Raw genomic sequence first — 18,041 nt, 5'->3', positions numbered from 1 at the left:
CGCCCGCCGGACCGGCGCCACGGCCCGGCGGCGCACCGCCCGGTACCGCACCGCCCCGTACCGCCCTCAGTAGCCCGACGGGCGCACCAGTCCCGACTCGTAGGCGAAGACCGCGGCCTGGGTGCGGTCCCGCAGGCCCAGCTTCACCAGGATGCGGCCCACATGGGTCTTCACGGTCTGTTCGGCGACGACGAGTCGCTCGGCGATCTCCGCGTTCGACAGGCCCTGCGCGATGAGGGCCAGGACCTCCGTCTCGCGCTCCGTCAGCTCGCCCACGCGCTGCTTGAGCGGGGTACGGGGTGCCGAACCCAGACGGGAGAACTCGGCGATGAGACGGCGGGTGATCCCGGGCGCGATCAGCGCGTCGCCCGCCGCCACCACCCGTACCGCCTCGGCGAGCTGGTCCGCGGACGCGTCCTTGAGCAGGAACCCGGAGGCACCGGCCCGCAGCGCCTCGTACACGTACTCGTCGAGGTCGAAGGTGGTGAGCACCAGCACCCTGATCCGGGGGGTCTCCGTGGTGATGTGCCGGGTCGCGTCGATTCCGCCGAGCTCGGGCATCCGGATGTCCATCAGCACGACGTCCGGGGCGAGTTCGGTGACCTTGGCGATCGCGTCCAGGCCGTCCACCGCCTGGCCGACCACCTCGATGTCGGGCTGGGTGTTGAGCAGCACGGTGAAGCCCTGGCGGACCATCTGCTGGTCGTCGGCGATCAGTACACGGATGGTGCTGCTCGTCATCGGCTCTCTTCTCCTGTGCGGCCTGCCGGGCCGGCCTCGGGGGCCGGACCGTCGGGGGAGGCGTCGTCGGTCAGGGCGACGCCGTTGCGGGGCAGGAAGGCGGCCACCACGAAGCCGCCGTGCGACGTCCCGGCGGTCACCAGGGTGCCGCCCAGCATCGCAGCCCGCTCCCGCATGCCGAGCAGACCGTGCCCCGCGCCCGGGGACGGCGGGGCCGGACGCTCGGGTCTCGAGTTGATGATCCGCACCTGGAGGCCCCTCGGGAAGTGCCACAGCTCGACCCGGACCGCCGAACCGGGCGCGTGCCGCAGCGCGTTGCTCAGCGCCTCCTGGATGATCCGGTACGCCGACAGCTCGACGCCCGGCGCCAGGGGAAGCTGTTCGCCGGTGATCTCCGTCGTCACCTCGAGACCGGCCGCGCGGGTGTTGGCGACGAGGGCGTCGAGGCGGTCGAGCGTGGGCTGCGGGGAGTCGGGGGCGGCGCCGGTGCCAGCTCCGAGGCCGTACGGGTCCTCGGGGTTCTCCGAGCGCAGCACGCCGAGCACACGGCGCAGCTCGATCAGTGCCTCCAGGGCGTTCTGCCGGATGCCCGCGAGGTTCTCCTTCAGCTCCTCGGACGGGTTCTCCACCAGGTGGGGAGCGACCTGGGCCTGAATGGAGATCACCGACATGTGGTGGGCGACCACGTCGTGCAGCTCGCGTGCGATGCGGCTGCGTTCCTCCAGGAGGGTGCGGCGGGCGCGCTCCTCCTCGGTCAGCGAGGCCTGTTCGACGAGCTGGGTGCGGGCCTCGCGGCGGCCGCGCAGGGCTGTGCCGAGGAGGAGCACGGCGGCGAAGACGACGACCGCCGGAACGCCCGTGGAGCGGTAGGCCGTTCCACCGATCACCCCCTGCATGAAGTACGTCACCAGCGCGGTCAGGGAGAGCGCGCCGACGGCCACCCGCGTGGGCAGCCGCAGAGCGAGGAGGAAGAGCACGAAGGCGTGCGCGGTGATCGCCTCCGAGCCCCACGGCCAGTCGGGGCCCGGGAAGTCGATGGCCGCCACCATGTGGTTCCGTGCCGTCGTGGCGGCGAGGACGGTGCCGCCCAGCGACAGCCACCACGCGGGCACCGGCCGCCACAGGGCGAGGACGACCGCCGCGCCCTGCGCGATTCCGAACAGGTTGCCCAGCGGGAAGCCGAGCCGGTAGGCGGTGGTGAAGGTGTCCGAGCTCGTGAAGGTGACCAGGAGGGCGACCGCGCCCACCAGACAGTGCGGCAGCCGTCGCAGCCACCGGGGCCGGGACAGCGGTGGCAGGGGTGCGGCCGCCGTCGACGCGAGTTCGGCGAGGATCTCCCGCACGGGGACACGGGGCCGAGCCGCGCTCCAGCGGCTCGGCTTCGGGGGCGTCGCGTCGGGCATGGAGGGCTCCTTGTCCGGCTCCCCGGGCTCCGTGCCGGTCACCCCGTCAACCCCGGGCACGAGGGGCCGTTCGTGTGCCCGCCGGACCACCACGGCGGTGCACGCGGACGATACGGGAGGGACGGCCCGTACGGCGGCGCGGACCCTGTTCGTAGGAGCGGAAGGCGGCCCGGCAGACGGCCAGGGCGAGGGCGAACACCGGGAGCCAGGCCAGACGGGCCGCCACCCAGACGAGGTCGTCGGGGACCGTGTGCAGGCCGGGCAGCCGGCCCACGGGCAGCCCCAGGGCGGTGACCGCCATCAGCGACGTCTGGTGCCAGAGGAATATCGTCATCGCCGACAGGTTGACCACCGCCACCGCCGCCCAGGCCAGGGGCCGCCGCATCCACCGGCGGAGCGGCTCGCGCAGCAGCAGCGCGAGGCCGCACTGGGCCAGACCGAAGGTGACCGCGGCCAGCGTGGGCGGGTTCAGGTTCGAGACCCGCGCGCCCGGGACGCCCACCATCGACGCGGGGTAGCCGGCCCACGCCACCAGCGCGGCCGTCGCCACCGCGCCGCAGCCGAACAGCGTCCAGCCCGCGCGCCGCCGGTCCAGCTCGCCCCGCGTCCACGCCGCGCCCAGTGTGTAGGGGACCAGCCAGCCCGCCGCCACGTTCACCCAGCCGAGCCAGGAGGGCCCGCCGAGTCCGAACCGGATCAGGTCCACATGGAGAACGACGGCCAGCGGCCACAGCGGGTTGAGCCGGGTGAGCAATGGCGTCGCCGCGGTCAGCCCGGCGAACACCAGGAGGAACCACAGCGGGGACAGGGCGAGTTTGACGAGGGCGTGGACGGTCCCCACGCCGGTGCCCGACCCGAGCAGGCAGGCCGCGATCACCGCCCAGAGGGTCAGTACCGCGGCGACCGGTCCGAAGAGCCGCGCCAGGCGTGCGCGCAGCCACTGACCGTACGTCAGGCCGCGGGCCAGCGACGACGCATGGCTCCTCGTCGCCACATGCCCTCCGACCAGGAAGAACACGGCGAGGGTCTGGAAGGCCCAGGAGATGGGGGCCAGCCACGGCAGGTGCCGCAACGGGCTCTCCGCGTGCAGGGTGCCGCCGTCCTCGACGAGGGCCGTCACCAGCCAGTGGCCGAGGACCACCCCGAGGATCGCGAAGGCGCGCAGCGCGTCGACGGCGCGGTCCCGCCGCGCGGGGGTGGCCGCGTCGACCCGGCGGGCGCCGCTGCCGACGGCCCGCGCCGCGGCCCTCAGGCCGGCCCGCGCGCCGGGCCGCACACGCGCATCCTCGCGGCCGCTTTCCGGGCCACCGCCACCGGCCGCTTCGTCCGTGACGCCCTTTCCGTCTTCCGGTGCGCGCGGTGCGCGCCGGACCGACTGCGCCGACGACTTACGCACGGGTCACCTCCGCGGTGTCTCCGAGGACGATCCGGGCGAGGTTGTCCAGGGACACCGAGCCCGGCTTGAAGTAGTCGCTGTGGCCGCCGCCGCCCGCCGTGAAGACGCGCGCGCCGAAGGCCGGCGACACCGGGTCGGTGCCGAAGCCGACCGTCGTGCCGAAGAGGTCGACGTGGCCGTGCGGGACGTCCGCGATCCAGTCGCCGGCGCCGCGGGCCGCCCAGACGCGGGCGGACGTGCCCAGGTCCGCCGCGGAGTCCGAGCCGGTGCCCGGGCTGCCGACCAGGGCGATGTCCGCCACGTCCAGCCCTCGCGCCGCGCGGCCGCAGACGACCGAGCCGTAGGAGTGGCACAGCAGGGAGACGTGCGCCTCGGGGCCGACGACGCCGCGCAGCGCGCGTACGAACCCCCTCAGGCGCGGGGCCGCTTGTGCGGCCCGCCCGGCCGTCAGGACCGTCGTGCTGACCGTGCCCGGGGTCTCGTAGCCGAGCCAGGCGACGACCGCCGTACCCGGGCCGAGCCGGTCGTGCAGGGCCAGAGCCGTGGCGCGGAAGCGGCCGTACGTCTCCAGGGTGGTGTCGGAACCGGGGACCAGGACCGCGACCCGGCTCGCGTGCGCGAGGTCGCCGAGGACCTCGACGGCCAGGCCCGCTCCCCGGCCGTCGAAGGTGAGGAGACGGCGCCCGGGAGCGGCCATCGCGCGGTCCGCGGAGGCTCGGGTGCGGTCGCCGTGGCCGGCCGCCATGCGGGCCGCCCGCTCGGCGTTCGCGCGGTTGGCCGCGTACGTCGTGTCCAGCGTCGAACGGGTCGGCGGGGCGAGTACGGCAGGAGCGGGGGCGGGGATGCGCGGACGGGCGGCGGCCGACACGGGCACGACGACGGCGCAGACGACGAGCGCCGCGAGCAGGGTGCGGACCAGCCGCCGGAGCACCTGCCCACCACCACCGCGCCGACCCCCGGACCCGATCTCGCGCCGACCCCCGGACCAGCCCCCGCTCCCGGCCCTGCTCCCCGCCCCGCCCCGGTCCCCCTCGCCCGCCCCGGCAGCGGTCCCCTCCCCCATCTCGGCTCCGGCGCCGCGCCTGCCCCCGTGCGCGTCGCTCGGCCTCCCCCGGAGATCCATGGCGTCCTTCCCCTCCCGTTCGCCCGTTCGTCGGGCGCCTCTTCAGGGGAAGTTACGGATCGTCACGCGTCGTCGGCGTCCTCCCAGGGAGCTCACCCGGGAGGTAGCTCTCAGGTACTACGGGTATGACCCGAGAAGTAGGGGACGGCGTCGACTGCCGCTTTCACCAGGCCAGTTGGGCGATCTCCTCGGCCACCACCGCGCACGCGTCCGCCGCCGGATCGATCAGGGGGAAGTGGCCGACGTCCTCCAGGAGCGTCAGGCCGACCACCTCGCCGGCCCGTGCCGCGGCCTCGGCGTACGACTCGGCGACCGCCTGCGGCACGACGAGATCGGTGCGGCCCTGAACGAGCGTCGTGGCGATGCCGGTGGGGAGCAGGTGGGCGGGGTCGGCGTAAGGCTGCCGTTCCGCGAACTTCGTCTCACCGCCCAGCAGTTGGCGGGACGCCCCGGAGCACACGTCCAGTTTCTCGGCGACCTGGAAGTCGGCGATCGGGGCGAGGGCGACGACGCCGCGCAGCGGGGCGGGACGGTCGGTGCGCCAGGGGGCGTCGGCGGGCAGGACGTGCCGGGCCGCGGCCCACAGGGCGAGGTGGCCGCCGGCGGAGTGGCCGGTGATCACCGTGCGGTGGGGGTCGACCTCCGGCAGGTGCGCGCTCACCAGCCGGGGCAGCGCGTCGAGCGCCGCCGCGACGTCGTCGAAGGTGTCCGGCCAGCGGCCCGCCACCGGGCCCTCGCCGCCCTGCGCGGGGAGCACCGCGCCCCTGCGGTACTCGACGTTGGCCACCGCGAAACCGCGGCGGGCCAGGAAGTCCGCGAACGGGGTGACGTGCCGGCGGTCGTACGGGGCGCGCCAGGCACCGCCGTGCAGGACGATCACCAGCGGGACGGGCAGCGCGGGGTCGGGATCGCGCGGGCCGTAGAAGTCGATCACCTGGTCGGGGTGGTCGCCGTACACGGCGGTGGCGTCGGGGTCGACGGGCGGGTGGGAGAAGGCCGACGCCTCCTCGGCCGCGTCCCGCGCCGCGGCTTCCCGTGCTGCGGCGTCCCGTGCTGCGGCGTCGTCCGACATGCTCCAACCTCTCAGCGGTGAAACGGATATGACGGACCGGGAGGGGGATCGGCCGTTGGCGGGGACGGTATCAGGCCCGTGACGTGCGCCTACCCCCGGATGTCACGCTCGGTGAGGGTTAAACGGTTCCGCTGTTTCGTTACGCTGGGCGGGTACCGACAGCCGATCGTGAAGGAGTCCGTCATGTCCGCCGAACCCGGCACCGTGCGTCCCGGCGGGCGCACCGCCCGTGTCCGCGCGGCCGTGCTGCGTGCCGCCGGGGACGTGCTCGCCGAACAGGGGTTCGCGCATCTCGATCTCGCCGACGTGGCACGGCGGGCGGAGGTCGGGAAGACCACGGTGTACCGGCGGTGGGGGTCGGTGACCGGACTGGTCGCCGATCTGCTCGGCGACATGGCGGAACAGTCGCTGCCGCGCGCCGACACCGGGTCCGTACTCGGTGATCTGCGCGCGAACGCGGCGCTGGTGCGGCGGACGCTGGCCGACGCCCGGCAGGGGCCGCTGTTCCGGGCGGTGATCGCCGCGGCGACGTCCGACGCGCGTACCGCGGAGGCGCTGCGGCGGTTCTACGAGGTGCGGGTGGGCGAGTGGGCGCCGTGCGTCGAACAGGGCGTGACCCGGGGCGAGTTGCCGCCCGGGACCGATCCCTCGCTGGTGGTGCGGGCGGTGTCGGCGCCCCTTTACTACACGGTGCTGACCACCGGCGTGGTGCCGGACGAGGCCGCCGCCGACCGGGCGGCGGAGGCGGCGTTCGCGGCCGCGGTGTCCGGGGTGTACGTCGTCGGGGACTGACCCGGCGCGGCGGCCACGGGGGACCGGGGGCGCGCAGGGCCCGCTATGGCCCCCGGCCGCTCCCGGCCCCCGCCTCCCCCGGTCCACCGTCTCCCCCAACCCAGCGTCTCCCCCCACCCAGCGTCTCCCCCCACCCCACCGTCTCCCCTAGCTCAACGTCTCCCCCAGCACCCGCGCCGCCCGCTCCACGTCCTCGAACCCCACGTACAGGGGAGTGAGTCCGAAGCGCAGGATGTCCGGACGGCGGAAGTCGCCGACCACACCGCGTTCGACGAGACGCTTCATCACGTCTCCCGCGTCCGCGCACCGCAGGGAGATCTGGCTGCCGCGTTCGGCGTGGGCCGACGGGGTCACGGACTCCACCCGGCCCTCGGGCACGTAGGCCTCGACGCATTCCAGGAAGAAGTCGCCCAATGCGAGCGACTTCGCCCGGACCGCCTCGACCGACACCCCGTCCCACACCTCCAGCGCGGCCTCCAGGGCCAGCATGGAGAGGATGTCCGGCGTACCGACCCGGCCCCGCAGGGCGCCCTCCGCCGGCGCGAAGTCCGCGCTCATGGCGAACGGGTCCGTGTGCGAGTTCCAGCCGGGCAACGGGGAGTCGAAACGCTCCTGAAGACCGGCCCGGACGTAGAGGTACGCGGGCGAACCCGGCCCCCCGTTCAGGTACTTGTAGGTGCAGCCGACCGCCAGGTCGACCCCGTGCGCGTCCAGGTCCACGGGCAGGGCCCCCGCGCTGTGGCAGAGGTCCCAGACCGCCACGGCGCCCGCGTCGTGGATCGCGGACGTCAGGGCCGGCAGGTCGTGCAGCCGGCCGGTGCGGTAGTCGACGTGGTTCAGCAGCACCGCCGCCGTACGGGGCCCCAGCGCGTCCGGCACCGCCGACGGCTCCACCGGGCGCAGCTCGCAGCCCGTCAGACGGGCCGCCGACGCGGCGATGTAGCCGTCCGACGGGAACGTCGTCGCGTCGACGACGATCTCGTCCCGCCCGGCACCGGCCAGCCGCACGGCCCCCACCAGCGCCTTGAAGACGTTCACGCTCGTCGAGTCACCGACCACGATCTGGCCGGGAGCGGCGCCGACCAGGGGCGCGATGCGGTCGCCGATCCGCTCCGGTGCCGTCCACCAGCCGCTCTCCTCCCAGGACCGGATCCGCAGCTCACCCCACTGCCTGCGGACGACGTCGTCGACCCGGCCGGGGACGTTCACCGACAGCGCGCCGAGCGAGTTCCCGTCCAGGTACACCACGTCGTCCAGCACGAACCGGTCGCGCAGCTTCGCGAGCTCGTCCGCGGCGTCCAGCGCCGCCGCCTTCGCGGCGTACGACTCAGACATGGCTGCGCGCCGTCCACAGCTCGGGGAACACGTTCTTCTGCGCCCGCTTCTCCAGCCAGGCCACCCCGGCGGAGCCGCCCGTGCCCGTCTTCGCGCCCATCGCGCGGCGCGTCGCGACGAGATGGTCGTTGCGCCATCGCCACACCAGCTCGGCGACGTCCGTCAGCGCCTCCCCGAGCCGCGCCAGGTCGCTCTCCTCGTCCCCCGAGTAGAGCGCGGTCCACACCGCCTCCACCTGCGGCGAGGGCTCGTACCGGAGCGACACGTCCCGCTCCAGCACGGCGGCCGGGACCGCGTGCCCGCGCCGCGCGAGCAGCCGCAGCACCTCGTCGTACAGGCTCGGCTCGTGCAACGCCTTCTCCAACTCGGCGTGCACCCGCGGCGCGCCCCGGTGCGGGACCAGCATGGACGCGGACTTCTCACCGAGCAGGAACTCCATCCGGCGGTACATCGCGGACTGGAACCCGGATCCCTCGCCGAGGGCGGAGCGGTACGAGTTGAACTGCGCCGGCGTGAGCTGCGCGAGGGGCCGCCAGGACGCGTTCAGCGCCTCCAGCTCCCGCAGGGACCGCTTGAGGGCCGCCACCGCGACGGGCAGCCGGTCCTCGCGCAGCGCCTGCGCCGCGGTCTCCCATTCGTGCACGATGACCGTGAACCACAGCTCCATGACCTGGGTGGTCACCAGGAAGACCATCTCTCCGGGGTCTTCGGAGCGGGTGTGCTGCAAGTGGGTGAGGACGTCCGCCTGGACGTAGTCCTCGTACGGCGTGGTGCCGTGGAAATCGAGATGCGGGGCCTCGGGCGCCTGGGCCACCGCGGGCCCGGCCGGCTGGGACGACATCGCTGTCTCCTGATACGTGCTCCGGGTAGCGGTCCGCCCCTGCCGTCGTCGACACGGGGGCCCCGGTCCCCACCGGGAATCCTGCGCAATCGTCCCCCGAAAACGCAAGACCCGCCCGGTCACACCCGCCGGACGGGCCCCACGGGTTCCGCGACCCGACTAACCCAGCGTCTGCGCCGCCGTCGGCGAGGAGTCCTTCAGGAACTGGCTGCAGCGCTCGTACTCCTCCTTCTCGCCGATCGCCTGCGCGGCGCGGGCGAGGGCGTTGAGGGCACGGAGGAAACCGCGGTTCGGCTCGTGCTCCCACGGCACCGGGCCGTGGCCCTTCCAGCCGCTGCGCCGCAGGGAGTCCAGACCCCGGTGGTATCCCGTACGGGCGTACGCGTACGACTCGACGACACTGCCCCGCTCGTACGCCTCGTCGGCCAGCTGGGCCCAGGCGAGCGAGGACGTCGGGTACTTGGCGGCGACGTCGGCGGACGGCGTGCCGTTCGCGAGCAGCTCGCGCGGCTCCGGGTCGTCGGGCAGGTAGGTCGGGGGCGGTCCCCCGAGGAGGTTCTCGTGAATCGTCATGGGTTCCAGTCTGCTGCATCGCCGGTGCCCGGTGCCCCCCGGCCACCCCTCCGGAGCGTCCGGTTCCGCGGGCGCCGCCGGGCGGCCAGGAGGCTCAGGACGGAAGCTGTCCGGGGGTCGCCGCGCGCTGGGGCTCCAGCGGGGGCGTCGTCACGCTGCCGTGCGTACGGCACTGGGGGCGGCAGCAGTCGGGCGCGGGCCGGCGGACGGTCGCGAAGGCCAGTACCGCCCCCACCACGAGCACGCCCGCGCACAGCGGCATCGCGCGCCGGAAGGCGGAGTCGAAGGCGTCCGCCGAGCGGTACGCCTCCGGGCCCATGCCCACCAGCACCGGCAGCGCCGCCACGGCGAGGAGACCGCCGACCCGGGCCGCCGCGTTGTTGATGCCGCTGGCCAGACCCGCCCGTCCGGTGTCCACGGAGGCCAGGACGGTCGCGGTCAGGGGCGCGACCAGCGTCACCATGCCCGCGCCCATCACCAGGAGCGCGGGCAGCACGTCGCTGATGTACACGGCGTCCTTGCCCACCCGCAGCATCAGCAGCATGGCCACGGCGCACAGCAGCGGGCCCACCGTGAGCGGGATGCGTGGCCCGATGCGCTGCGCCAGTTCGCCGGAGCGGGCGGAGAACAGCAGCATCAGGGCGGTGGTGGGCAGCAGCGCCGTCCCCGCCTGAAGGGGCGAGTAGCCGGCCACGACCTGGAGCTGGAGCGCGGTCAGGAAGAAGAAGCCGCCGAAGGCCGCGTACACGCACAGGGTGACGAGATTGACGGCCGTGAACTGCCGCGACGCGAAGATGTCCGGCGGCATCATCGGATCGGGCCGGCTCCGCTCGACGTGCACGAAGCCCACCCCGGCGGCCACACCCAGGACCGCGGACACCCAGACGAGCACGGACCCGCTGGTGGCCTCGATCAGCGCGTACGTCACCAGCGCGAGCGCCACCGCGCCGAGGGACGCGCCGAGCACGTCGAACTTGCGGTGCGGCGGCCGGCCGCCCGCGAGCTCCGGTTCCCGGCCGGGCGCGGCGGTGCTCCCGTCGGACTCCGGGACGTGCCGCAGGGCCACGGGCACGCACACCAGGGCCAGCGGGATGTTCAGCAGGAAGACCCAGCGCCAGCCGGGGCCGTCCACCAGCCAGCCGCCCAGGAACGGGCCGACCGCCCCGCCGATGCCGCCGAAGCCCGACCACAGGCCGACGGCCTTCGCGCGGTCGTCCCGGTGGAAGGAGGCCTGGATGAGCGCGAGGGAGCCCGGCGTCAACAGCGCCCCGCCGATGCCCTAGAGGGCGCGGGCCGCGATCAGCACGCCCGCGTTCGGCGCGAGCCCGCACAGCAGGGAGGCGGAGGCGAACCACACGACGCCCAGGACGAACACCTTGCGGCGCCCGAACCGGTCCCCGAGCGAGCCGCCCAGCAGGATCAGCCCGGCCAGCGTCAGCATGTACGCGTTCACGGTCCACTGCAACGCGGCCAGACTCGCGTCCAGGTCACGGCCGATCCGCGGCAGCGCGACGTTGACGACCGTCGAGTCCAGCATGGCCATGCTGGAGCCGAGCACGGTGGTCAGCAGGATCCACCTGCCCGCGGGCGAGGAGATCCGTACGGCCGGTGTTTCCTGCGAGGGCACAGCCATACTCCGGAGCATACGGAAGGGCCCGGCACCTTGGCGGTGCCGAGCCCTGCCGGAGTGCGGTTGTCTGATCCCGTTACTTGATCCGGGTGCCCGTGGAACGCAGCGCGGCGCACGCCTCGGTCACCCGCTGGGCCATGCCGGCCTCGGCGAGCTTGCCCCAGGTCCGCGGGTCGTAGGTCTTCTTGGAGCCGACCTCGCCGTCGACCTTCAGGACACCGTCGTAGTTCCTGAACATGTGGTCGGCGACCGGACGCGTGAACGCGTACTGCGTGTCGGTGTCGAGGTTCATCTTCACGACGCCGTTCTCCAGCGCGGTGGCGATCTCCTCGGCCGAGGAGCCGGAGCCGCCGTGGAAGACGAAGTCGAACGGGGACGCCGTACCGAACTTGGCGGCGACACCGTCGCTCAGCTCCTTCAGGAGCTCGGGGCGCAGGACGACGTTGCCCGGCTTGTAGACACCGTGCACGTTGCCGAAGGACGCGGCGAGCAGGTAGCGGCCCTTCTCACCCAGGCCAAGGGCCTCGGCGGTGCGGATCGCGTCGTCGACCGTGGTGTACAGGGAGTCGTTGATCTCGTGCGAGACACCGTCCTCCTCGCCACCGGTCGGGGTGATCTCGACCTCAAGGATGATCTTCGCGGCGGCGGCCTTCGCGAGCAGCTCCTGGCCGATGGCCAGGTTGTCGGCGAGGGTCTCGGCGGAGCCGTCCCACATGTGCGACTGGAACAGCGGGTTCTCGCCACGGGCGACGCGCTCGGCGGAGATGTCGAGCAGCGGCCGGACGTAGGTGTCCAGCTTGTCCTTGGGGCAGTGGTCCGTGTGCAGCGCGACCGTGATGTCGTACTTGGCGGCGACGATGTACGCGAACTCGGCGAGCGCGACCGCGCCGGTCACCATGTCCTTCTTGTGCTGGCCGCCGAGGAACTCCGCGCCACCGGTGGACATCTGGATGATGCCGTCGCTCTCCGCCTCCGCGAAGCCGCGCAGCGCAGCGTGCAGGGTCTGGGAGGAGGTCACGTTGATGGCCGGGTAGGCGAACTTGCCTGCCTTCGCCCGGTCGAGCATCTCGGCGTAGACCTCGGGGGTTGCGATGGGCATCTGTCCGCTCCTTGTATGTGCGGGTGGCGTTCTGCTGCTTACGGCCCTGACCTAGGGGGCGACGTCATCGTCGTCCCCATCTTTCCAGACTTGACCCGGTGCTCAGGTCACCCCGTCCGGGATACGGGACCCCGCGTTGGACGGGATCCCGGACCCGTCGTCGGCCAGGACTCAACTCGCCCCGGGGGAGGGCGGGTCAGTCCAGGCCCAACTCGTCCTTGGAGAAGGCGAAGAGGTACGGCACTCCGGCGCCGGCCTCGATCTTCTCGGCGGCGCCGGTCGCGCGGTCGACGATCGTCGCCACGCCGACGACCTCGGCGCCGGCCTCCCGGACCGCCTCGACGGCGGCGAGCGGCGAGCCGCCGGTGGTCGAGGTGTCCTCGACCACGAGCACCCGCCGGCCCCTGATCTCCGGGCCCTCCACACGGCGCTGCATGCCGTGCGCCTTGGCCGCCTTCCGTACGACGAAGGCGTCCAGCTTGCGGCCCCGGGCCGCGGCGGCGTGCAGCATGGCCCCGGCGACGGGGTCGGCGCCCATGGTGAGGCCGCCCACCGCGTCGAAGTCCAGCCCGGCCGTGAGGTCGAGGAGCACCTGTCCGACCAGCGGCGCGGCCTCACCGTCCAGCGTGACCCGGCGCAGGTCCACGTAGTAGTCGGCTTCCAGACCCGAGGAGAGGGTCACCTTGCCGTGCACCACGGCCTTGTCCTTGATCTGCTGCAGCAGCGCGCCGCGTACGTCACTCATGCCCGCCAGCTTAGAGGCGCCGCCAGCTCCAGGTCATGGACGCCTCCAGCGGCTCGATGGGGGTGACCAGGCGCGGGTGGGTGTTCAGCCCGTTCGGCGGACCGGTCTGCGGCTCGACGCACACCGCCGCCTCCTGTTCGTCGTACACGACGACCCACTCCTCCCGGCTGGTCACCTTCAGCTCCAGCCGGCCGGGCCAGGTGAGCGTGACGTCGACTCCGTCGGGCATGCCGAAGCAGTCGTCCCAGGGGCTGGGGCGGGGATCGACGCGATGACCGGTGGGCAGATGGTCGGTGCCGCGCTCCTCCTGCCAGGCGGGGGTGAAGTCGACCAGGACGCCCTCTCCCTCCAGGCTCCGGTTGAACCACGGGTGCCAGCCGATCTGGGCGGGGAAGGAGGAGTCGTGCGTCTCCACGGACATGGTGAGCGTGAGGGCGTCCTCGGACAGGGTGAACGCCTGGGTGACGCGGCCCGGGTGGGGCCAGGGGTCGACGAGGTCGTACGTGATGACGGCCTCGCGCTTGTCGGCGCGGGCGGTGCGCCAGGCGCCGTCGCGGGCGGTGCCGTGGATGGCGTGGGGCGGGGAGTTGAGGGGCATCTGGCGGACGGTCGCTCCGTCCAGGAAGCGGCCGTCGCGGATCCGGCCGCACCACGGGGTCATCGGGAAGCACCCGAACTTCGCACCCTGGCGCAGCAGTTCCACGCCGCCGACCTTCAGACTCCCGACCCGTCCGCCGTTGCCCGGCGTGACGGTCGCTTCCGCGTCGCCCGCGGTCAGCGTGATGTCTTCGTTACTCACGGGGCTGACCCTACTGGTCCGGTTCCGCCGACCGGCCCGTACCTGGGGGCTGCCGCCCTTTGGGCCGTCGCTTTCGGCCTGAACGGCCTCGTCCTCAAACGCCGGACGGGCTGAAACACCCTGCCCGACCGGAATCTTTCAGCCCGGCCCCGCAACCTCCCAGCGCAGGCCCGCAACCTCCCAGCGCGGCCTCGCAGCCTCTCAGCCCGGCCCCGCAACCTCTCAGCGCAGGCCCGCATCTCCAGCCCGTCCGGCGCTTGAGGACGAGCCCTTCAGGCGACGCATGTACCGCCCCCAACCTCCCGGCACAGGCCCACAACCTCCCAGCCCGGCCCCGCAACCTCTCAGCGCAGGCCCACACCTCCAGCCCGTCCGGCGCTTGAGGACAAGCCCTTCAGGCGACGCATGTACCCGCCCCAACCTCCCGGCACAGGCCCGCACCTCCAGCCCGTCCGGCGCTTGAGGACGAGCCCTTCAGGCGACGCACCCCGGGCAGAAACACCGAGCACCCCGCAGGGAACCCGCGCTCAGCGCCGCTTCCGCAGCGCCCTGGTGACAACGATCGCCGAGGCCACGACCACCGCCGCCGCGGGCGCCGCCCAACGAAGCGTCGCACGCGCCGCGTCGGTCTCCGGCGCCGGCACGGGCGCGTAACGCCCCCGCGGCGGCGCGTGATCGACCTCCTCCGCACTGCGCCCGATCATCGTCCGTCGCGCGTGCGCCGCCTCGGCGATGGAGTCCTCCCCGTCCACGGGGCCCGGCGGGGTCGGAGCCGGTACCTGGTCGTCCCCGGCCAGGGGGTCGAGGGACGGCGGCGGGACCTCGGCGTCGAAGACGGAGCGGGTCGCGTCGCCCTCGTCCTCGACCCCGGCCTCGGGCTCGACCCCGGCCTCGGAGCCGCCCGCGGAACCCCCCTCCGAACCGTCCTCGACCTCAGCCTCGGAACCCGGCTCGGCGACGTCCGCGGCGGCGTCCTCCGTGCCCGCCGCCAGGTTCTCCGCGAAGCGGTTCAGCAGTCGGGTCGCCGCCGTCGCGACGGTGGCCGGAGCGAGTTCCCCCAGGCGCCCGTCCGCCGTGGCGGTGCCCGTGACGACGAGGGTGGTGCCGCCCTCGGCCGGCGCGAGCCGGAGGGCGAGGGCGAGTTTCACGGTGCCGGTGCCACGGGCCTCCGTACCGTCCCCCTCGACGGCGTACGCACCGTCGTCCCGGGCGACGACCCGCACCGCACCGCGGTAGGTGATGGTGTGGCCGCCGACGCGGACACGCAGTCGCCCGGAGACCGGCGCGGTGCCCGCGTCCTGCTGGAGCCCGGGTACCGCCCGGGCCACCCGCGCGGGATCGGCCAGCGCCTCCCTCAGCCGCTCGGCCGGAACCGGAACGAACACCTCATGCTCCATGTCGGCCGAGCCTACCCAGGCCGGTGCGAACCGCACCCGCGTATCACGGGATTCCCGCGTCATTCCCCCATTCCCCCGCCCTCCGTGTCACTCGGAGTAGCGCGGATGCACGAGCGTCGAGGGCTCCACTCCCCTGATCCGGGTGAGCCGCACGGCCCGTGCGTCCGCCGCGAGGGACCGGGGTGTGAGCGAGCGCGGAGCGGGCCCGCGGGGGTCCAGGCGCAGGGGCGTACCCCTGACGGACGCGAGGACGAACCCCCAGTCGCGCGCGGCCCGGGACGCCTCCGGCGCGCGGTCGCGACCGGTCGTGGAACCGGGGTCGCGGCCGCCCACGCGGTACGGGTCGGCGCGCAGGCCGGCGGCCCGCAGCGTCGCCTCGACCGTCCAGAAGACACGGGGGCGTGAGGTGACCGGCCCGGCGTGCACCACGAGGCGGCCGCCGTCGGCCAGTGCCCGGCGGGTCAGCCCGTAGAACTCCTGCGAGTACAGCTTCGCGCTCGCCGTGATCCCGGGGTCCGGCAGGTCGGAGATCACCACGTCGTACGGGGGCGGGTCCCGGCGCAGCCAGCAGAAGGCGTCGGCGGTGAACACGTGCACCCGCGGGTCGTCGAACGCGTGGCCGTTGAGCGCCGACAGGGCCGGGTCCCGGCGCGCCAGTCCCACCACTCCGGCGTCGGGATCGACCACGTCGACCCGCCGGACGTCCGGATAGCGCAGCACCTCGCGGACCGCGAGTCCGTCGCCGCCGCCGAGGACCAGCACGCGCGCGTGGCGCCCGTACATCGCGGGGTGCACCAGGGCCTCGTGGTAGCGGTGCTCGTCGCGGCCGCCGGCCCGCAGCCGTCCGTCGAGGAAGAGGCCGAGCGGGTGTCCGCGCGTACCGCCGGTGAGGACCACCTCCTGGACGCCGGTCCGGACGGCCACGCGCACGTCCCTGCCGTACACGGCCTGCCGCGCCGCGTGCTCGAAGTCGTCGACGAGCACGGCGGCCGCGGCGAGCAGTCCGAGGACCACCACGTTGGCGATCAGCAGGAGCCAGCGCCCGCGCCTGCTCAGGTCCCGGCGGAACAGGCCGAGGACGAGGGCACCGCCGACCAGCGCGTTCACCGCCCCGGTCAGCAGTGCGCCGGTCAGCTGCCCGAGCTGGGGCAGCAGCAGGAAGGGGAAGGCCAGGCCTCCGACGAGGGCGCCGACGTAGTCCGCGGCGAAGAGGTCCGCCACCGCTCCGCCCGGGTCCTGGCGGCGGATGCGCTGTATCAACTCCATGAGGAGGGGCACCTCGGCGCCGATCAGCAGGCCGATGGCGAGCGAGAAGGCGGCCAGCAGGTACCGCGACCCGCTCGCCCAGACGCCGCCCCAGCCGCCGGTCCACGCGAACACCGCGTACAGGGCCATCGCGCTGCATCCGCCGACCAGCGCGAGCGCGGCCTCGACCGCGCCGAAGCCGGCCGCCGCGCGGGGACGCAGACGCTTGGCGGCGAGGGAGCCGACACCCATGGCGAAGACCATGACGGACAGCACGACCGAGGCCTGCGTGACCGAGTCGCCGACCAGGTAGGAAGCGAGCGCGACGAGTTCGAGTTCGTACACGAGTCCGCAGGCCGCACAGACGAACACGCCCGCGAGGACGAGGAACCGGCCGGTGCCCGGACGGACGGGCAGCCGCGCCTGGCCCTGGACGCCCCAGGGCGGCGGCGCGCCGGGGGGAGCAGGCGCGTGCGGTTCGATCACGCTGGGAACGCTACGTCACACCGGGACTACGGCTCGTCACCCACACGTGTGGATCTGGCGCTCGCCCGTACGGTTGTCGGGGCAGGTGCGGACGCCGTCCGGGGCCGCCGCCCCCGGCCCACCGGTTCGTCTCAACGGCCGTATCCCCACGGCCCGGACCTCACACGGCCCGCACCGCCTCCCCCACGGCTCGCACCGCCTCACACGCCGGACGCGCTGAGCAGATCGGCCTCGGCCGTCACCCGCACCCCCACCCTCGTCCGGGTCGCCACGAGCTGGCCGTCCTGCGGGTACGCGTGCCATGTGCGCCAGTGGACCTGGCCCTCGTGACGCTGGGCCAGCAGGGCGGTGAAGGCGTGCGGGCTGCCGGGGAAGACACCGACGAGCCCGTTCGGGTGGTCGGAGACCAGGGCCAGCAGCTCCTGGGCGCGCCCCGCGAAGGAGCCGCACGAGAGTGTCTCGACGCGCGCCGCGAACTCGTACTCCCAGTCGCCGACCCGCTTGGCCACGCCGAGGGGAAGGGGCGTGCTGCTGCCGGCGATGCATGCGACGGTCTCCGAACAGCTGCCCCGCTCCTCCTCCAGAAGGACCTGGTGGGACGCGCCGAGGAGTCGCAACTGCAGTCTCGCCCCGTCGAGTTCGAGGTCGAGGGTGGCGAGCGCGGGCAGCGGCTCGCGCCCCAGGGCCCACGCGAGGTCGGCCGCGCGCGTGTCGGTGTAGGCGGTGTTCAGGGTCGTGAGCATGGGTCGGCTCCGCTAGCACGCAAAGGGAGGTGGGGGTCCGGCGCACCCGGTCGGTATGGGGGGATCGACCCGGTCAGCCCGGTCAGCCCTGTCAGCCCTGTCAGGAAGGGGCGATCCGAGGGCCGCGTTGGTGATTTAGAGGGAATCATGAACTGTGGTGGCACCACAGCGTTTTTACCCAACTTCGTAGGGTTTCCATCCCCCCGAGGGCCCCACAGTTCAACTGTTCAACGACGCCGCGCGCCGGGCGCGCGGAAGCGGAAGCCCGGGCCGGCCTCCCGGAGCGCGGCGACACGCGCCGGTCACGGCCCCCGGGAAGCCCCCCGAACGGCCCACGAGGGGAAGCGCCCCGGCACCCCCGACCCGTCCCCGTGATTTTTTTCCGCCACACCCCGGCGACACACCCCCGGCCGGCCTCCCGGCAGCCGGCCACGCCACCGATCCGCTTGCGTACACGGCCCCGTCCGGCCCCGTCCCGGGCCCCTCGCGCCCCGTACGCACCCCCCGCAACACAGAGGTGGGCGGCGGGGGGGGTGCCGCGCGGCCCCCCCGCCGGCAGCGGGGGGCGGGGGGCGGTGGGGCGGAGCGGCCCCCGGGCGGCGGCCAGACCCCCCCCCCCCC

At 73.9% G+C, this 18,041-nt stretch carries 15 protein-coding genes and 1 pseudogene; 1 reads left to right on the top strand and 15 read right to left on the bottom strand.

Features of this window, described 5'->3' with window-relative positions:
* Positions 1-66 precede the first annotated feature (66 nt).
* The 5 genes from ACFV2J_RS14080 to ACFV2J_RS14060 all read right to left on the bottom strand — a co-directional run bounded on the left by ACFV2J_RS14080 (position 67) and on the right by ACFV2J_RS14060 (position 5,735).
* Positions 67-741 (bottom strand): response regulator, encoded by a 675-nt coding sequence (locus ACFV2J_RS14080; protein ID WP_385082350.1) that lies wholly within the window; start codon positions 739-741, stop codon positions 67-69.
* Positions 738-2,144: a sensor histidine kinase gene (locus ACFV2J_RS14075; protein ID WP_385082349.1), complete on the bottom strand. Its 1,407-nt coding sequence runs from the start codon at positions 2,142-2,144 to the stop codon at positions 738-740. Before ACFV2J_RS14075 ends, ACFV2J_RS14080 begins: the two co-directional genes overlap by 4 nt.
* A 46-nt stretch (positions 2,145-2,190) precedes the next feature.
* Complete coding sequence (locus ACFV2J_RS14070; protein ID WP_385082348.1) at positions 2,191-3,420, bottom strand: acyltransferase; 1,230 nt, start codon at positions 3,418-3,420, stop codon at positions 2,191-2,193.
* A 112-nt stretch (positions 3,421-3,532) separates the two neighbouring features.
* Positions 3,533-4,471, bottom strand: coding sequence for an alpha/beta hydrolase (locus ACFV2J_RS14065; protein WP_385088624.1), 939 nt, complete (start codon positions 4,469-4,471; stop codon positions 3,533-3,535).
* A gap of 355 nt (positions 4,472-4,826) precedes the next feature.
* A complete protein-coding gene (locus ACFV2J_RS14060) occupies positions 4,827-5,735 on the bottom strand; it encodes an alpha/beta hydrolase family protein (RefSeq protein WP_385088622.1) in 909 nt (302 codons plus the stop codon).
* A 183-nt stretch (positions 5,736-5,918) separates the two neighbouring features.
* Between ACFV2J_RS14060 and ACFV2J_RS14055 the strand changes: the two genes are divergently transcribed.
* Positions 5,919-6,527, top strand: a complete 609-nt coding sequence (locus ACFV2J_RS14055; RefSeq protein ID WP_385088620.1) for a TetR/AcrR family transcriptional regulator — start codon at positions 5,919-5,921, stop codon at positions 6,525-6,527.
* Between the two features lie 147 nt (positions 6,528-6,674).
* Here the strand turns inward: ACFV2J_RS14055 and kynU are convergent, their stop codons facing one another.
* The 10 genes and pseudogenes from kynU to ACFV2J_RS14005 all read right to left on the bottom strand — a co-directional run bounded on the left by kynU (position 6,675) and on the right by ACFV2J_RS14005 (position 17,420).
* A complete protein-coding gene (gene kynU / locus ACFV2J_RS14050) occupies positions 6,675-7,862 on the bottom strand; it encodes a kynureninase (RefSeq protein WP_385088618.1) in 1,188 nt (395 codons plus the stop codon).
* Positions 7,855-8,703, bottom strand: coding sequence for a tryptophan 2,3-dioxygenase family protein (locus ACFV2J_RS14045; RefSeq protein WP_385088616.1), 849 nt, complete (start codon positions 8,701-8,703; stop codon positions 7,855-7,857). Before ACFV2J_RS14045 ends, kynU begins: the two co-directional genes overlap by 8 nt.
* Positions 8,704-8,862: 159 nt before the next feature.
* Positions 8,863-9,276: a DUF3151 domain-containing protein gene (locus tag ACFV2J_RS14040; RefSeq protein ID WP_356797148.1), complete on the bottom strand. Its 414-nt coding sequence runs from the start codon at positions 9,274-9,276 to the stop codon at positions 8,863-8,865.
* Positions 9,277-9,370: 94 nt separating this feature from the next.
* Positions 9,371-10,921 (bottom strand): annotated as a pseudogene (locus ACFV2J_RS14035) (MFS transporter).
* Positions 10,922-10,982: 61 nt separating this feature from the next.
* Positions 10,983-12,005, bottom strand: a complete 1,023-nt coding sequence (gene fbaA / locus ACFV2J_RS14030) for a class II fructose-bisphosphate aldolase (RefSeq protein ID WP_385088612.1) — start codon at positions 12,003-12,005, stop codon at positions 10,983-10,985.
* A 196-nt stretch (positions 12,006-12,201) separates the two neighbouring features.
* Positions 12,202-12,750 carry an orotate phosphoribosyltransferase gene (gene pyrE, locus ACFV2J_RS14025; RefSeq protein WP_385088610.1) on the bottom strand — a complete coding sequence of 183 codons (549 nt, stop codon included), beginning with the start codon at positions 12,748-12,750 and terminating at the stop codon, positions 12,202-12,204.
* A gap of 10 nt (positions 12,751-12,760) precedes the next feature.
* Complete coding sequence (locus tag ACFV2J_RS14020; protein WP_385088609.1) at positions 12,761-13,549, bottom strand: aldose 1-epimerase; 789 nt, start codon at positions 13,547-13,549, stop codon at positions 12,761-12,763.
* A gap of 527 nt (positions 13,550-14,076) precedes the next feature.
* The gene (locus ACFV2J_RS14015) at positions 14,077-14,946 is read right to left on the bottom strand and encodes an SRPBCC family protein (protein ID WP_385088607.1); all 870 of its coding nucleotides are present in this window, start codon (positions 14,944-14,946) and stop codon (positions 14,077-14,079) included.
* A gap of 87 nt (positions 14,947-15,033) precedes the next feature.
* Entirely contained in the window at positions 15,034-16,677 is a 1,644-nt protein-coding gene (locus ACFV2J_RS14010; RefSeq protein ID WP_385088605.1) for a polyamine aminopropyltransferase, read from the bottom strand.
* Between the two features lie 200 nt (positions 16,678-16,877).
* A complete protein-coding gene (locus tag ACFV2J_RS14005) occupies positions 16,878-17,420 on the bottom strand; it encodes a DUF2617 family protein (protein ID WP_168529213.1) in 543 nt (180 codons plus the stop codon).
* Positions 17,421-18,041 lie beyond the last annotated feature (621 nt).

The organism is Streptomyces sp. NPDC059668 (assembly GCF_042734135.1).
In the GTDB taxonomy this organism is placed as follows: Bacteria; Actinomycetota; Actinomycetes; order Streptomycetales; family Streptomycetaceae; genus Streptomyces.
The sequence above is the reverse complement of the archived record's forward strand: the minus strand, read 5'-3'. Positions and strand labels throughout refer to the sequence as shown.

What these genes read in the sequence shown, in the direction of transcription:
- ACFV2J_RS14040 (WP_356797148.1), bottom strand. Translation starts at nt 9,276, where the DNA reads ATGACGATTCACGAGAACCTCCTCGGGGGACCGCCCCCGACCTACCTG.
- ACFV2J_RS14075 (WP_385082349.1), bottom strand. Translation starts at nt 2,144, where the DNA reads ATGCCCGACGCGACGCCCCCGAAGCCGAGCCGCTGGAGCGCGGCTCGG.
- ACFV2J_RS14060 (WP_385088622.1), bottom strand. Translation starts at nt 5,735, where the DNA reads ATGTCGGACGACGCCGCAGCACGGGACGCCGCAGCACGGGAAGCCGCG.
- ACFV2J_RS14055 (WP_385088620.1), top strand. Translation starts at nt 5,919, where the DNA reads ATGTCCGCCGAACCCGGCACCGTGCGTCCCGGCGGGCGCACCGCCCGT.
- pyrE (WP_385088610.1), bottom strand. Translation starts at nt 12,750, where the DNA reads ATGAGTGACGTACGCGGCGCGCTGCTGCAGCAGATCAAGGACAAGGCC.
- ACFV2J_RS14015 (WP_385088607.1), bottom strand. Translation starts at nt 14,946, where the DNA reads ATGGAGCATGAGGTGTTCGTTCCGGTTCCGGCCGAGCGGCTGAGGGAG.
- ACFV2J_RS14005 (WP_168529213.1), bottom strand. Translation starts at nt 17,420, where the DNA reads ATGCTCACGACCCTGAACACCGCCTACACCGACACGCGCGCGGCCGAC.
- ACFV2J_RS14045 (WP_385088616.1), bottom strand. Translation starts at nt 8,703, where the DNA reads ATGTCGTCCCAGCCGGCCGGGCCCGCGGTGGCCCAGGCGCCCGAGGCC.
- fbaA (WP_385088612.1), bottom strand. Translation starts at nt 12,005, where the DNA reads ATGCCCATCGCAACCCCCGAGGTCTACGCCGAGATGCTCGACCGGGCG.
- ACFV2J_RS14080 (WP_385082350.1), bottom strand. Translation starts at nt 741, where the DNA reads ATGACGAGCAGCACCATCCGTGTACTGATCGCCGACGACCAGCAGATG.
- kynU (WP_385088618.1), bottom strand. Translation starts at nt 7,862, where the DNA reads ATGTCTGAGTCGTACGCCGCGAAGGCGGCGGCGCTGGACGCCGCGGAC.